Source organism: Clostridium sp. AF23-6LB (assembly GCF_003461085.1).
In the GTDB taxonomy this organism is placed as follows: domain Bacteria; phylum Bacillota; class Clostridia; order Lachnospirales; family Lachnospiraceae; genus Coprococcus; species Coprococcus ammoniilyticus.
In genome coordinates this window covers 202,540-216,654 of sequence record NZ_QTWK01000002.1, presented here as the reverse complement: position 1 = coordinate 216,654, position 14,115 = coordinate 202,540, and the positions used below count along the sequence as shown (strand labels likewise).

The 14,115-nt window shown below is 39.3% G+C and carries 10 protein-coding genes and 3 tRNA genes; all 13 read left to right on the top strand.

Annotated features, from left to right (window positions below):
• Nucleotides 1–60: 60 nt before the first annotated feature.
• The 13 genes from DWY07_RS05500 to DWY07_RS05440 all read left to right on the top strand — a co-directional run bounded on the left by DWY07_RS05500 (nt 61) and on the right by DWY07_RS05440 (nt 14,104).
• Nucleotides 61–366, top strand: coding sequence for a hypothetical protein (locus tag DWY07_RS05500; protein WP_021944260.1), 306 nt, complete (start codon nt 61–63; stop codon nt 364–366).
• Nucleotides 367–383: 17 nt separating this feature from the next.
• Entirely contained in the window at nt 384–1,226 is an 843-nt protein-coding gene (locus tag DWY07_RS05495; protein WP_021944259.1) for a fumarate hydratase, read from the top strand.
• A gap of 93 nt (nt 1,227–1,319) precedes the next feature.
• Nucleotides 1,320–1,889, top strand: a complete 570-nt coding sequence (locus DWY07_RS05490; protein WP_117822434.1) for a Fe-S-containing hydro-lyase — start codon at nt 1,320–1,322, stop codon at nt 1,887–1,889.
• 206 nt (nt 1,890–2,095) lie between these two features.
• A complete protein-coding gene (locus tag DWY07_RS05485; protein WP_117822433.1) occupies nt 2,096–3,757 on the top strand; it encodes a hypothetical protein in 1,662 nt (553 codons plus the stop codon).
• Between the two features lie 243 nt (nt 3,758–4,000).
• Nucleotides 4,001–5,311 (top strand): fibronectin type III domain-containing protein, encoded by a 1,311-nt coding sequence (locus tag DWY07_RS05480; RefSeq protein WP_117822432.1) that lies wholly within the window; start codon nt 4,001–4,003, stop codon nt 5,309–5,311.
• Between the two features lie 238 nt (nt 5,312–5,549).
• Nucleotides 5,550–6,797, top strand: coding sequence for a fibronectin type III domain-containing protein (locus DWY07_RS05475; protein WP_021944255.1), 1,248 nt, complete (start codon nt 5,550–5,552; stop codon nt 6,795–6,797).
• A gap of 90 nt (nt 6,798–6,887) precedes the next feature.
• Nucleotides 6,888–6,975: transfer RNA gene (locus tag DWY07_RS05470), tRNA-Ser, on the top strand.
• A 77-nt stretch (nt 6,976–7,052) separates the two neighbouring features.
• Nucleotides 7,053–7,124, top strand: a tRNA-Asn gene (locus DWY07_RS05465).
• 31 nt (nt 7,125–7,155) lie between these two features.
• Nucleotides 7,156–7,226 (top strand) — tRNA-Cys (locus DWY07_RS05460).
• 147 nt (nt 7,227–7,373) lie between these two features.
• Complete coding sequence (locus DWY07_RS05455) at nt 7,374–8,900, top strand: FHA domain-containing protein (RefSeq protein WP_021944254.1); 1,527 nt, start codon at nt 7,374–7,376, stop codon at nt 8,898–8,900.
• Nucleotides 8,901–8,912: 12 nt separating this feature from the next.
• Nucleotides 8,913–10,889, top strand: a complete 1,977-nt coding sequence (locus tag DWY07_RS05450; RefSeq protein WP_117822431.1) for a hypothetical protein — start codon at nt 8,913–8,915, stop codon at nt 10,887–10,889.
• Nucleotides 10,890–10,919: 30 nt separating this feature from the next.
• The gene (locus tag DWY07_RS05445; RefSeq protein ID WP_117807976.1) at nt 10,920–12,155 is read left to right on the top strand and encodes an FtsW/RodA/SpoVE family cell cycle protein; all 1,236 of its coding nucleotides are present in this window, start codon (nt 10,920–10,922) and stop codon (nt 12,153–12,155) included.
• A gap of 14 nt (nt 12,156–12,169) precedes the next feature.
• The gene (locus DWY07_RS05440; protein ID WP_181983887.1) at nt 12,170–14,104 is read left to right on the top strand and encodes a L,D-transpeptidase family protein; all 1,935 of its coding nucleotides are present in this window, start codon (nt 12,170–12,172) and stop codon (nt 14,102–14,104) included.
• Nucleotides 14,105–14,115 lie beyond the last annotated feature (11 nt).

The window sequence follows — 14,115 nt, the reverse complement described above, 5'->3', positions numbered from 1 at the left end:
AATAAGATCAGCCGGTATTCATAAAGAAGGTAAAAAGTTACTAAAAATTGGAGGTGGGATATGCCAGCTAAAATATATTTGGGGTTATATAATGCTATCAACGGCATTGTATTTAAAACAGCAACAACAGAGGCAACAACGGAAGCACAGAATATTATTACCAAAAATGACAGATTAAGTAAATTTTTGGAATCATCCAATAATACGGCAGGTCTTTCCAGTTATATTATGGATATCCTGTATATAATGATCGTACTGGTCATTGCACTGGCATTTTTGACACTGATGGCTCATATATACAGATATATGAAACGAAGAAAAGATCCATATTACAAAAAGAATGATGATGATTTTCTGGATAACTAAAAAAAGAGGATAAGAAAATGCGTACAATTAATACAGATGAGATTATTCAGACTGTAAAAGAAATGTGTATTGAGGCAAATCTGAAGCTGTCAGAGGATATGGAACAGGCAGTCAGAAATGCTGCAGAAGAAGAGGACAGTGTACTTGGAAGACAGATTCTTTCGCAGTTATGTGAAAATTTGGATATAGCAGCAGAGGATCAGATACCAATCTGTCAGGATACAGGAATGGCGGTATTTTTCATTAATGTCGGACAGGATGTTCATGTAGAAGGCATGAATCTGACTGATGCAGTGAACGAAGGAGTCAGACAGGGATATACAGAAGGATATCTTCGTAAATCTGTTGTAAGAGATCCGCTGATCCGTGAAAATACAAAGGACAATACACCGGCAATCATACATTATGATATTGTACCGGGCGAAAATATAGAGATTACGATCGCACCAAAGGGATTCGGAAGCGAGAATATGAGCCGTGTGTTCATGTTAAAGCCTGCTGATGGAGAAGAAGGCGTAAAAGCAGCCGTTCTTCAGGCAGTCAAGGATGCAGGTCCCAATGCATGTCCTCCGATGTTTGTAGGTGTAGGTCTGGGCGGAGATTTTGAAATGGCTGCAAAGCTTGCAAAGAAAGCTCTTACCAGAAAAGCCGGAGAACATTCACCATATGAGCATATTGCAAGAATTGAGAGTGAGATTCTGGATGCCGTTAATCATACAGGAATCGGACCGGGTGGTCTGGGCGGTAAGACAACAGCACTTGCAGTTAATATCGAGACTTATGCAACACATATCGCAGGTATGCCGCTTGCAGTAAATATGTGCTGTCATGTCAACAGACATGTAACGAGGATTCTGTAATGAATCTCAAAAGCTGTCATTAAGGTCAATATATGGCAGATATGAATTACAGAATTTATTTTATAGAAGAATAAAAAGAGAGAGATGAGAAAAATGGATAAGCATATTACAGCACCATTTGATAAAAAACAGGTTGAAGACCTTCATGCAGGAGATTATGTATATATATCAGGTGTGATCTACAGTGCCAGAGATGCTGCACATAAGAGAATGTATGATACATTGATCGAGAATGAAAATGATGAATCAAAGCTTCCAATCCAGTTGGATGGAAATGTGATCTATTACCTGGGACCAACACCTGCAAGAAAAGGTCAGGTCATCGGATCGGCAGGACCAACAACCAGCAGTCGTATGGACAAATACACACCACTCATTCTTTCAAAAGGTTTGAATGGAATGATCGGAAAAGGAAAGAGAAGTCAGGCAGTTATTGATGCCATCGTAGAAAATAAGGCAGTATATTTTGCTGCGGTAGGCGGTGCAGGTGCACTCCTTTCCAAATGTATCAAGAAATCAGAGGTCGTTGCATATGATGATCTGGGAACAGAAGCCATCCGTAAGATGACAGTTGAAAATCTGCCTGTTATTGTAGTAATTGACAGCAAAGGAAATAATCTGTACGAAACAGCGGTTGCAGATTATCTGAAACAGCAGGAATAATATAGAATAAAGCTGTTTTCGTTCTATTATATCAAAATTGATATATTAAAGAATTATAATAGGGATATTCACAGCTATACATAATTATGTGCATCAGGTTACAATAGCATTGTGATGTTCAAAGCCATTTAAATAGTAAATGTTTAAGAGAGATGCGCTGGGATGTTCCTGGCGCATTTTTTCCGTAAAAAAGGAGAGTGATGGATATGGGTAAGAACAAAAAGAAAAAAGAAAGTTATTATGATGCAGACCAATCCGGCAGAAAATTTGGTAAATGGAATTTTATCATGCTGGCAGTAATCATCGTAATAGAAGCAGTATTATATTATGTATTAACGCCGACAATCAATCTTCACAGTGTTGAATTCTGGATATGGATGATCGTAACAGTTGTTGCACTTTTTATTTGTACATTGAATTTAAAGGCAGAACAGATGGATGATATGCCTGTATCACCAAAACTGACGAAGATATTTGGTATTGTGATCGGAATCATGATTCTGGCAGCACTTGTTGGATGGATCGGATCATCTAAATTATTTGCATCTTCCAAATATGCCGGACTGATACAGATCGAAGATGGTGATTTTGAGACTGATATCGTAGAAAGCAAAGAGATCAATGATATAGCACTGATGGATACAGATACCGCAGTTATTATCGGTGAACGTGCGATCGGTTCTTTATCTGATGTAGTCAGCCAGTACGAAGTAAGCAGTGACTACAGTACGATCGATTACAATGGAAGTCCGATGAAGGTAGCAGCTCTGGAATATGCCGGATTCATCAAATATATGAATAATAAAAAGAGCGGTATACCGGGATATGTACTCGTCGATCCGGTAAAGAATGAAGCAAAATATGTAAAGCTTGAAAAACCAATGATCTATTCACCTTCTGCATATTTTAATCAGAATCTGTACCGTCATGTGCAAATGGCATATCCGACGGCTATGTTTGAAGGCTTTTATCTGGAATTGGATGATAACGGAAATCCATATTATATCTGTCCGGTACTGACAGCAAATGCAGGTCTGTTCGGAGCAAAGGATGTAAAGGGCATCGTAATCTGTGATCCATGTACCGGTGATACTGAATATCATGCAGTCGGTGATGTACCAAAATGGGTAGACCGTGTCTATGACGGAGATCTTGCATGCAGAAAATATGACTGGTACGGAAAATTATCCGGTGGCTACTGGAACAGTGTATTTGGAAATAAGGGATGCAAAACGACAACAGATGATTATGGTTATAAGGTCATGAACGGAGATGTGTGGGTATACACCGGCGTAACTTCCGTAAATGGAGATGAATCCAATATCGGTTTTGTTATGATCAATCTTCGTACCGGAGAGAGTAAATATTATTCAATCGCAGGAGCGGAAGAGCATTCTGCCATGGCATCAGCAGAAGGTCAGGTACAGCACCTTGGATATAAAGCATCCTTCCCTTCATTAATAAATATTGGTGGTATTCCTACTTATATCATGGTATTAAAGGATAACGGTGGTCTTGTCAAAATGTATGCACTGGTTGATGTCGAGAAATACAACATCGTAGCAACCGGAAATACACAGAAGGAAACACTGATATCTTATAATAAACTGCTGGCACAGAATGGATTAAAGACGGGCAAAGATCTGTCCGACGATCTTCCAAACAAGCAGATCACGGTCAAAGACATTCAGTTCATCCAGTTAGAGGATAGTACCTATGTGTATATTACAGATGAAAAACGAAATGTCTACAAGCAGGATTTTGCTGAAAATGAAAGTCTGATCCTCATTCAGCCGGGAGATTCTATCAAAGTATTTTATCAGGAAGGAGAGGATGCAATCAATCAGTTGATCTCGTACGACAAATAAATCATTTAGAAAAAAATACTGTATAAAAAGGAAATGCTTTGAATGCGTACACTTATATAAAGTATATGCAAGATGTATTTAAAATCTGTGTAAATGTGTACAAACTGCATAAATAAAATTGGCAGTATTCACTAATCAAAACAAATTGACACGAGATCAAATATATCGTAAATTATTATTATAGGCTGATTCTTGGGCTGAATCAGCCAGAGCAAAAAGTTTTAAAAAGTAAAGGAGAGTTCTATGGAAAAGAAAAGAGTATTCAGTAAATCATTACTTTTACTGGCAATTACAAGTATTATGCTGTTTGCGATGAGTATTACATCTATGGCAGCGACAAATGTTACAAATATCAGGCAGACAGAAGTAGGGCAGAATAGAGCCAAGATAGAATTTAATGGTGCTGATGGCGCAAAAGGATATTACATCTATTATTCATCAAATAATGGTGCTAAATGGAAAAGAGTAGATGATGATATTTATCCAGATAGTTATAAACCAGAGTATACTTATACTGGCTTAAGTGTGGGATGTACATATAAAGTAAAAGCCGTGCCTGTATATGAAACATATGTAAGTGGCACTGGTTATGTTTATAATGCAAAAGAGAATTTGGCAGCTACAGGTGAAATTGTTACAGCACCGTCATCAGACGCACTGGGCACAGTTAAACAGATTGGTGCAACATATAATTCAGTAACAATACAGTGGTCACCTTCTTATGGTACTACAAAATATGTTATATATCGTGATAATAATATGACAAATGGTGTAAAAGTAGCAGAAGTTAAGGGCTCACAGACTTCTGTAAAGCTTAAAGCCGAAGCAGGAACACAAAGCACATACTATGTATATCCTGTAAGAGTATCTTCAACAGGATATGAAGCAATCTATAGTTATAATTATGAATCGATATCTGGTGTTAAAACTGCACCTAAGGCTCCTGTTAAAGTTGCAAGTTTAGCCTATCATAATATAAGTTGGGATAAATATAGCAAAACTAAAGTAACAGTTGGTTGGGATAGAAATGATAATAATGAGTTCTATGAACAGGGATATAGAATTGCTGTTTATTCAGTTGATGGTAAGAAAAAGCTGAAAACATATAATATTACCAATTCATATACAAGAAGCAAGACATTTAGCTTGAAGGCAATAAAGAATAAAGGATTCAGAGTAAAGGTTTCAAGTTATGTTGTAGTAAATGGTAAGAAGTGTTACAGCAAATGGTCAAAAACTAAGGTTGTAATTCCTCAGGCAGATGTTAAACTTACAAGAAAGTCAAAGACTTCTGTAAAATTATCATGGAAGAAAGTTTCAAATGCTACAGGCTATACTATCTATGCATGCAAGAATGCAGGTTCATTTACCAGCAATAAAAAATGGTATAAGGTTGCAAAAGTAGGAAAGAAAACAACATCATATACTGTTAAAAAGCTGAAAACCGGTAAGTATGCAGGATTTTATGTTATACCAACTGTAAAGATCGGTAAGAAGTCATATAAGGCAGATGCCACATGGTATATGAGTATGTACATGAGCAAGTATTATTAAAATTTTACTTTAATAATCATAAAAGTATTTAGTTGAAAAAACACTGGAGAAATCATAAGTTTTGATGGTTTTTCCAGTGTTTTTTATAATTTCAATCTTATAATCAGGGACTAGGATTCAAGACCAGAATGATATATAATAAAGACCATAAAAAAGACTAAAATGAAATAAATATTGACTATGTATCAGAAATTTGATATTTTTGTAATATAATTTTAACAAAAAGGAAATGATTGGCATGAAAAACAGAAACTTATCAATATTAAAGGCATTTATATTTGTTATGATGGCAGTATGTTTTTTTTCAAACGGAACATTGAAGGCATCTGCAGCAAGCGAAGTAAAGGGACTCACACAGACCCGGTCAGAAGAGGATTCGGTTACGGTGAGCTGGAAGAGCCTGAAAAATGCATATGGTTATGATGTGTTTATTTCATCAGGAAATGGAAAATATAAGCGCCTGACAAATAAAACATGTGATGTTGTAGGAAGTAAAAATACAAAGAAAAAAATTAGTAACCTTACGTCAAGCAGAACATATTATGTAGTTGTAAAGGCTGTTTATAAAAAAGAAAATGGAAAATATAAGATCGGACCTGCAGGAAAGAGATTAGAAGTAGTAACTTCGCCATCTAAGACAGCAAAATCTACGATCAAGCAGATCAAGGCGACTCCTCATTATATCAGATTTAAGTGGGATAAGGTGAGAGGTGCAAACCGTTATATTGTATATGTAAATGATAAGAAAAAAGCGGTTGTAAAGAAAAATGCGGTATCGATCCGTGTCAGAACCGGATCTGTTAATAATGTCCGTGTTGTACCTGTAAAGCGTTCCAGCTCCGGCTTTATGGCAAAGGGTGGAAATATCGAAGCATATGATTTCTATTCATCACCAAAAAGACCAAAGAGAGTAGCGGCATTCCGGTATAACAATTTATTGTGGCAGCCAACAGAAAGCAATACTGTAACAATTGGATGGACAAAAGCGGCTGGTGATAAGTATGATCCAACCGGATATCAGATGGAAGTATATTCACTGGAAGGAAGAAGATTGAATTTGTATTATTCTACAAAAACAAAGCTCAGTATCAACATTCCTTCCGTTGAAAATAAAGGCTTCAAGGTTCGTGTCAGAGCCTATGTCAAGATCAATGGCAAGAAGTATTTTGGTAAATGGACAGATATGCAGACTGTGATCCCACAGGCAAAGATCAGTATGAAGCGTACCGGAAGAAATTCTGTAGAGATCAACTGGGAAAGTGTAAAGAATGTAACAAAATATCATGTATATGCATGTAATGATATCAAGGCAGAAAAGCCGGAATGGTATGAGGTTGCAACGGTTGGTGCCGGAACAAATTCCTATGAATATAATAATTGTATTGAGGGAAAATATACAGCAATGTATGTTATTCCAGAGGTTCAGGTTGGCAGGAACACATATAAGGCATCCTATACATGGCATTTATATATGAATATTGAGTAAAAAAAACTTGACAAACAATATATCCTTTGTTATCATGTACTAGCGTCAAAATTTAATATCCCTGGTGGGAACATTTCATTTAGGCATTTTGCAGAAGTACTCAAGTGGCTGAAGAGGCGCCCCTGCTAAGGGTGTAGGCCGTTCGCGCGGCGCGAGGGTTCAAATCCCTCCTTCTGCGTATTTTATCTAAATGATAGAATTTGTAGGGAGATGGCATTGCAGGAGCCCTGCTGGATGGATTTTGACGAAGGATATTCCTCGATAGCTCAATGGTAGAGCACTCGGCTGTTAACCGAGGGGTTGTAGGTTCGAGCCCTACTCGGGGAGCTTAAAGCGAAAGCTTTAAAATTTAATAAATGGCGCGATAGCCAAGTGGTAAGGCCCCGGTCTGCAACACCGTCATCGCCGGTTCAAATCCGGCTCGCGCCTCTTGAAAAGAGATTGGAATGTTTCCAGTCTCTTTTTTGTTGTGCATTTACTTTTACAAAGTGGTTTGTTATAATAACTCTGGGAGTTTGTCCCATTTTCTGAAACTATTTTTGAGTAACAGAAAAGGGGCGTTCAGGAGACATATAAATGAAAGATTCCTTTGTGGAGGAGGGCTTTATGACGCAAAAGAGCAGGGAACAGAGAGTTCGTTACAAATTAGATGAATCAATGACACTGAACCAGGAAGAGATAAAGATATATAATGTGCCTTTTGCGGGAAATACAAATACCTGTAAAGAAACATTTGTAAAAGGTGAAAGAATACTGGAATACTGTATTGAAGGTGATCTGACGATGGAACAGTTGATCGGGAAGCCGATATTCCGGGATGAACTGGTAGAGTATTTGTACAGTATCAGCAGACAGATGGTGTCTATGGTACATAACGGTCTGAAATTGGGAAAGATCGTATTTGACCTGAAATATATGTATGTAAGATTGAATGATTTCAGTGTACAGTTGATATTTCTCCCATTTGATAATCCATCAGATATGACAGGTGTAGAAGAGTTTATCAGAAGTTTTCTGTCAGTGCTTGTCTATGCACATACACCGGCGATCGAATGTGCAAATCAGATCATAGAGTATCTGAATGGACACAAGGAATTCAATGCGATCCAGTTCAATTTGTTTATCCGGGAGTTACGGGCGCAGAGCCAGTTGCTGGTAAATACGGAGAAAACATCATCAAAGACCAAAGAGATTGCAGCAAATCATGCGAAGATGGAGATTAATATTCTTCGTGCCGAGGAAGCTGCCAGAAATGCCGAGATCGCAAGGCTCCACGCCGAGAGTGAGGCAAAACGGCTGGCAGAGTATGCAAAACAGCAGGCAAATGTTGCCAGATCTGCAGAGGAGATGCGGATGCTCGCTGAAGCTGCCAGAATACAGGCAGAGATTGACAAACAGGCCGCAGAAAAAGAATATAATAACAAATCACAGACCGCAGTTTTATATGCATGTAAGATGCGGGAAGCGGAGGATGAGAATTCTAAAAAAGAGATAAATACAGCCAGATTACTGGCAGAGGAACAGGCAAGTCAGGCGGAAGAAGAATTCCGGAGAGCTTCGGCAGAAGCAGAAAGACTGGCAGAAGAAGTTCGGTTGGCACGGGAAGAAGAGATGCGCGCAGAGGAAGCCAGAATGCGTGCAGAATATGAAGCCAGAAAGAACAATGAAGAAGCCAGAAAACTGGCGATGGAGGTTCGAAGAAGAAACGAAGAGATTGGCAGACTGTCCGAGGACAGACAAACCAGAAAGCCGGATGACAGCGAGGATGAGACAACAGTATTGTCGAAATCATTAAGTGATGGTCTGAAGCGTCCAATTCTTGTCAGAAAAAGAACCGGAGAGAAGATTTATATTAATAAGCAGGTATTCTGTATGGGTAAGGCAGACCAGGGTGTTGATTTCAAGATTACAGACAATAAATCTGTCAGCAGAAGACATGCTTATATCACAAATATAAATGGTGTTTATTATTTAAGGGATAATAATTCAACCAATCACACATACCTGAATGGGGAGATGCTTTACAGCAATATTGAGGTTGTGATCCCGGATAATAGTACGATACAGCTTTCAAATGAAGAATTTTTCTTCAAGATTAAATAAGGAGGAACTGTCATGTATTGTGATAATTGTGGTTGCGAACTTGGACCGGATATGAAGGTTTGTCCTGTTTGCGGGAAAAAAGTTGAGGATATGGCAGCTGACAACGGTAACAGTGTCGGAATGGAGGATGTAGCTTCCCAGGTAGCAGATGTATCAAAAAATGAGGATATAGGAAAGGAATTGCCGGACATCAGCAAAGAGGCAAATGCTGCTGTTGTTGATACAGATGAAATGGAAGAAGAAGGGACGACTGTATTAAAGGCAGTTGATCTGGATAAGAAGGTTGAAGAAAATGAGGATGAAGAAGGTACAACGGTTCTGTCAGCCGATATGCTGAAGAATCAGGGAATGCCGATGCCGGGACCAAACGGCCGCCCAATGCCGGGACCAAATGGCCGTCCGATGCCGGGACCAAATGGGATGGTTCCGCCATTCCAGCCAAGACCAATGCAGGGTCAGCCGGGTGCAGCACCACAGAATGGGATCCCGCCATTTCAGCCAAGACCAATCCCTGGCCAGCCAGGTGCTATGGGTGGTATGCCTGTAAATGAAAAGGATGAAAAAAAGAAAGATAAAAAGTCAAAAAAGGAAAAGGCTCCGAAACAGCCGAAAGCTCCAAAGGCTTCAAAAGAACCAAAGGCACCAAAGCAGCCAAAAGAGAAAAAAGGCAAGGGTGGAAAAGTAGCACTGATCATTATTCTGATCGTAGTTGTTCTTGCTCTTGGCGGTGGAGCTGCTTATGTTGTTCCAAAGTATCTGAATTATAACAAGGCAGAAGAGGCTTATAAGGATGGACGGATCGATGATGCAGTTGAACTGTATAAGAAAGCCGGCTGGATGAAGGATGCAGAGACTAAGGTAAATGGCGGCGTATATTATGAGTATGCAGCAAGTCTTGCAGAAGAAGGCAATTATATTGATGCGGCGGCATCTTATGAGAAAGTAATTGCATTGGAAACAGTTGCAGATGAATATAAGGATGCAGCAGATAAGGCAAAAGAGTGTTATTTCAATCAGGCAGAGAAGCTCTACGGTGAGAAGAAATATACAGAAGCTGCTGAGTATTATACAAAGGCAGGAGATTATACCGGAGCGGCAGAAAAAGTAAAAGAGTGTTCTTACATGAATGGTGAGACACTTGCAGAGCAGAAGAAATATGATGAGGCAGTCAAGGCATACGAGACAGCCGGAGATTATAAGGATGCCGCAGATAAGATCAAGGAATGTTACTACAATAATGCATCTGACAAAATGGAAGCTAAAGAGTATGCGGCAGCAAAAGAGCTGTTCCTGAAATCAGAATATTCCGATTATTCCGATAAGGCAAATGAGTGTCTGATCAAGCAGGCAGAGACATATCTGGCAGATAAGAAGTTTGAGGATGCGATCAAGACTTACGGTGAGGTGGATTCCAAGTATAAAGATTGCACAAAGAAGATTGACAGTGCTTATACAAAATGGGGAAGCTCTCTTTACAAGAGCAAGGATTACAAGGGTGCTGTTGAGAAATACGAGCAGGTTACAAAGAAAGATGTAACGGATAAGATCAACAAGGCAAAAGCAGCTTATGTAAAGGATCATAAGGATCGCAGTGATGAGACAACGATGAGTTATCTCTGTGATCTTCGTTATGCAGATTATGGTTCGGCAGAAGATGATTATACAAAGTTGATCGGATGGACAGTAGAATCATTTGTAAATGATAAACTGGATGATTACAAAAATAAGAAGACATCTGCGGATTCCAGCAAGACGATCTATGTACATACTATGTATCTGAATGAAAATGATGCATCTATGAGTCTGAAAGGGTATGTAATATATTCAGATGGTACAAAGAGTAATGACATTACATTTGGAGAGGTAAAGAATCGTTATACAACATGGATGAGCATTGATCCGTCATCTGCGATCAAGGGAGATGCAACCTTATATGTATATGATGATACCGATAAGCTGGTTGAGAAATTTACATTTACTATTAAATAAAAAATTCGTTAAAGTGAGAAAGGGGTAACCATGGTTTCAAACGGACAGGATATGAGTGTTCGGGGAAAAGTGGAACAGAACGGACAGACAGAGAAAAAAGGATATACCTATACCCCAGGAGTAGAGATCAAGATCATAGTTGCAGTTGTGTTCCTTATGGCATTTGGACTTATTATGATCTTCAGTGCGTCCAGTTATACATCGTCGATCAGCCGCGTCACGAATTACGATTCGGCATATTACTTTAAAAAGCAGTTGAAGGTAATGGCACTTGGAGTTATTATTGCTGCATTCCTTAACTGGGTTCCGTATAAGCTGATCAAGAAATGTGGAATCCTGGCGTATGTTATATCTCTGGTTTTGATCGTTATGTTAAAGACACCACTTGGTATTAATTCCGGTGGTGCGACCAGATGGCTGAATCTGGGATTTATGCAGCTTCAGGTTGCGGATGCAACAAAGGTCTGTATGATCGTTTTTATGGGCTGGTATGTGAACCGTTTCTGGAAGGAATTTGATAAATTCAGATATACCTTGATCTTATGGCTGTTAGTTGCACTTCAGGCGGGACTGATATTGAAGATATCATCCAATCTGAGCAGTTGCCTGATCCTTATGCTCATGGTATTTATTCTGACATTTATTGTTGGAAAACATCCAAAAATGCATCTGATCATTGCAGCGGTTGGTATTGTAATGATTGTTATCTTTATCATGTGGTTAAAGGCGAATATGCCGCTTGACAGTGAGATGGACAAATACCCATATCAGATTCGGAGATTCTTCGGATGGCTGGATCCGGAACGGTATGCAGGTACGCTTGGCTATCAGCCATTACAGTCTCTGTATGCGATCGGAAGCGGCGGATTGCTTGGCAAGGGACTTGGAAATGGTACACAGAAGCTGAGCAACATTCCGGAAGCACAGAATGATATGATTTTTGCTATCATCTGTGAGGAGCTTGGACTGATCGGTGTTATTATTATGTTTTTGATGTTTGGATATCTTTTGTATCAGATGGTTATTGTTGTGAAAGAGTCCAGAAATATATATGCAAGTGTGGTTGTGATCGGGGTGATCTTACATATCATTTTCCAGATTATAGTCAATGTCTGTGTGGCTGTGAATTTCTTTCCGAATACAGGTGTATCGCTGCCATTTATCAGTGCAGGTGGTTCTGCCATCATATGTACATTAATGGAGATTGGACTTGTGATCGGAATACGGAGACAGCAGGTGAATCGAAAATATTCAAGAATATCTTAGATGAGGAGAGAACAATGAAAAAGATACTTAGAGGTTTACTGGCGGTGATGGCATTTGCCGTATGTATGGCAGGAGCAATATCAATACCATCCAGAGCGGAAGAGGCTTATACATCTGAAAATGAGGCAGAGGCTACGGATGCAGAATTACAGACAACAGCCGGTGCAGAACTGGCAACAGTGAAAAACGGCTGGGTAAATGTAAAAGGCGGACGGAAGTATTACGAGAATGGAAAGGCAGTAAAGGGCTGGAAGGTTCTTTCCGGAAAGACCTATTATTTCAGTAAGAAAAATGGTCAGGCAGTTACCGGTAAAAAGAAAATCGGTGATGCCAGATATTTCTTTGATAAGTATGGCAGAATGCAGAAGAAGGTCTGGAAAGTAGTCAATGGTAAGAAATTCTTCTTTGGCTATAACGGACAGGCAAAAACGGGATTCTGTACGATTAATGGCAACCGGTATTACTTTAATGATAAGGGTGAGCTGCAGAAGAGCAAATTTTTCAAGGTAAATGGAAAGACTTTTTTTGTTGGATATAAGGGACATACGTTTTCCGGCCTGAAGAAGGTAAAGGGAACTTATTATTACTTCAGCAAAAAGGGCAGAATGGCAGTTAAGACCTGGAAAACGATCAACGGCAAAAAGTTCTACTTTGGCTATGATGGAAAGGCAAAGACAGGTTTCTGTACGATTGACGGACATCGTTATTTCTTTAATAAGAATGGCGTACTTCAGAAAAGCAAGTTCTTTACAGTAAATGGAAATATTTATTTTGTTGGATATAAGGGATATACATTCTCCGGTCTGAAAAAGGTAAAGGGAACGTATTATTATTTTACAAAATATGGAAGAATGATCCAGAATGAATGGCGCACGATCAATGGCAAGAAGTTTTATTTTGGCAGTAACGGAAAGGCAACAACCGGACTTGCAACTGTCGATGGACATACCTGTTATTTCAATAAGAATGGTGTGCTCTACAGAAATCAGTTCATAACATATAATGGAAAGCTTTATTATATGGAGGATACCGGATATGCGGCAACCGGACTGAAACAGATCAATGGCAAGTATTATTATTTTGAATCTGATGGTGCGGCTGTGAAGGAAGCATGGAAGACCGTTGACAAGAATACATATTATTTTGACAGGACCGGAACTGCATATACAGGTCCACATACGATCAGCGGTAAGATCTATATTTTCCGGACAAATGGAAAACTTGCAAATGCGACAGGGCTTGTCACTATAGATGGAAATACATACTATTGCGATAATAACGGACATCCGCAGACAGGTTATAAGAAGATCAAGGATGCCTATTATTATTTCGGTACGGATGGTGTGATGTATCGCAAGAAATGGGCATATGTGGATGGTTATAAGTTCTATTTCTGCTCAAACGGAAAACGTGCGGTAGAAGTGGATGATGTTATTGGCAAGCAGGATTCTTATGAGATCATTGTAAATAAGTATTCAAATGTTGTTACGGTATATGCGAAGGATGGAGATAAGGGTTATATCATTCCGGTCCGTTCCTTTATTTGTTCTACAGGTCAGAGCACACCGCTTGGAACCTTCCATACACAGAGTCACTACAGATGGCATGAACTGATGGGACCTTGCTGGGGACAGTGGTGTACCGGTATCTATGAAGGATATCTGTTCCATTCCGTATATTATAATGATGTAAATAATAATAACGCACTCAGTGTATATGCATATAACAAGCTGGGGACAACCTGCTCTCACGGATGTGTCCGACTGACCGCCGGAGATGCAAAATGGTTATATGATAATTGTGAGGTCGGAACAAAGGTTACGATCATAAATAAAAAGGGCAGTGATCCATTTCCAAAGCCAACTGCATATAAGCTGCCATCCTGGCACACATGGGATCCAACCGATCCAAATATGCAGTATAAGTGCAAGCAGAATGGCTGCCATTAGGAGGAAATAAC

Coding starts and splice junctions, on each gene's coding strand:
- DWY07_RS05500 (WP_021944260.1), top strand. CDS start 61: ATGCCAGCTAAAATATATTTGGGGTTATATAATGCTATCAACGGCATT.
- DWY07_RS05495 (WP_021944259.1), top strand. CDS start 384: ATGCGTACAATTAATACAGATGAGATTATTCAGACTGTAAAAGAAATG.
- DWY07_RS05490 (WP_117822434.1), top strand. CDS start 1,320: ATGGATAAGCATATTACAGCACCATTTGATAAAAAACAGGTTGAAGAC.
- DWY07_RS05485 (WP_117822433.1), top strand. CDS start 2,096: ATGGGTAAGAACAAAAAGAAAAAAGAAAGTTATTATGATGCAGACCAA.
- DWY07_RS05480 (WP_117822432.1), top strand. CDS start 4,001: ATGGAAAAGAAAAGAGTATTCAGTAAATCATTACTTTTACTGGCAATT.
- DWY07_RS05475 (WP_021944255.1), top strand. CDS start 5,550: ATGAAAAACAGAAACTTATCAATATTAAAGGCATTTATATTTGTTATG.
- DWY07_RS05455 (WP_021944254.1), top strand. CDS start 7,374: ATGAAAGATTCCTTTGTGGAGGAGGGCTTTATGACGCAAAAGAGCAGG.
- DWY07_RS05450 (WP_117822431.1), top strand. CDS start 8,913: ATGTATTGTGATAATTGTGGTTGCGAACTTGGACCGGATATGAAGGTT.
- DWY07_RS05445 (WP_117807976.1), top strand. CDS start 10,920: ATGGTTTCAAACGGACAGGATATGAGTGTTCGGGGAAAAGTGGAACAG.
- DWY07_RS05440 (WP_181983887.1), top strand. CDS start 12,170: ATGAAAAAGATACTTAGAGGTTTACTGGCGGTGATGGCATTTGCCGTA.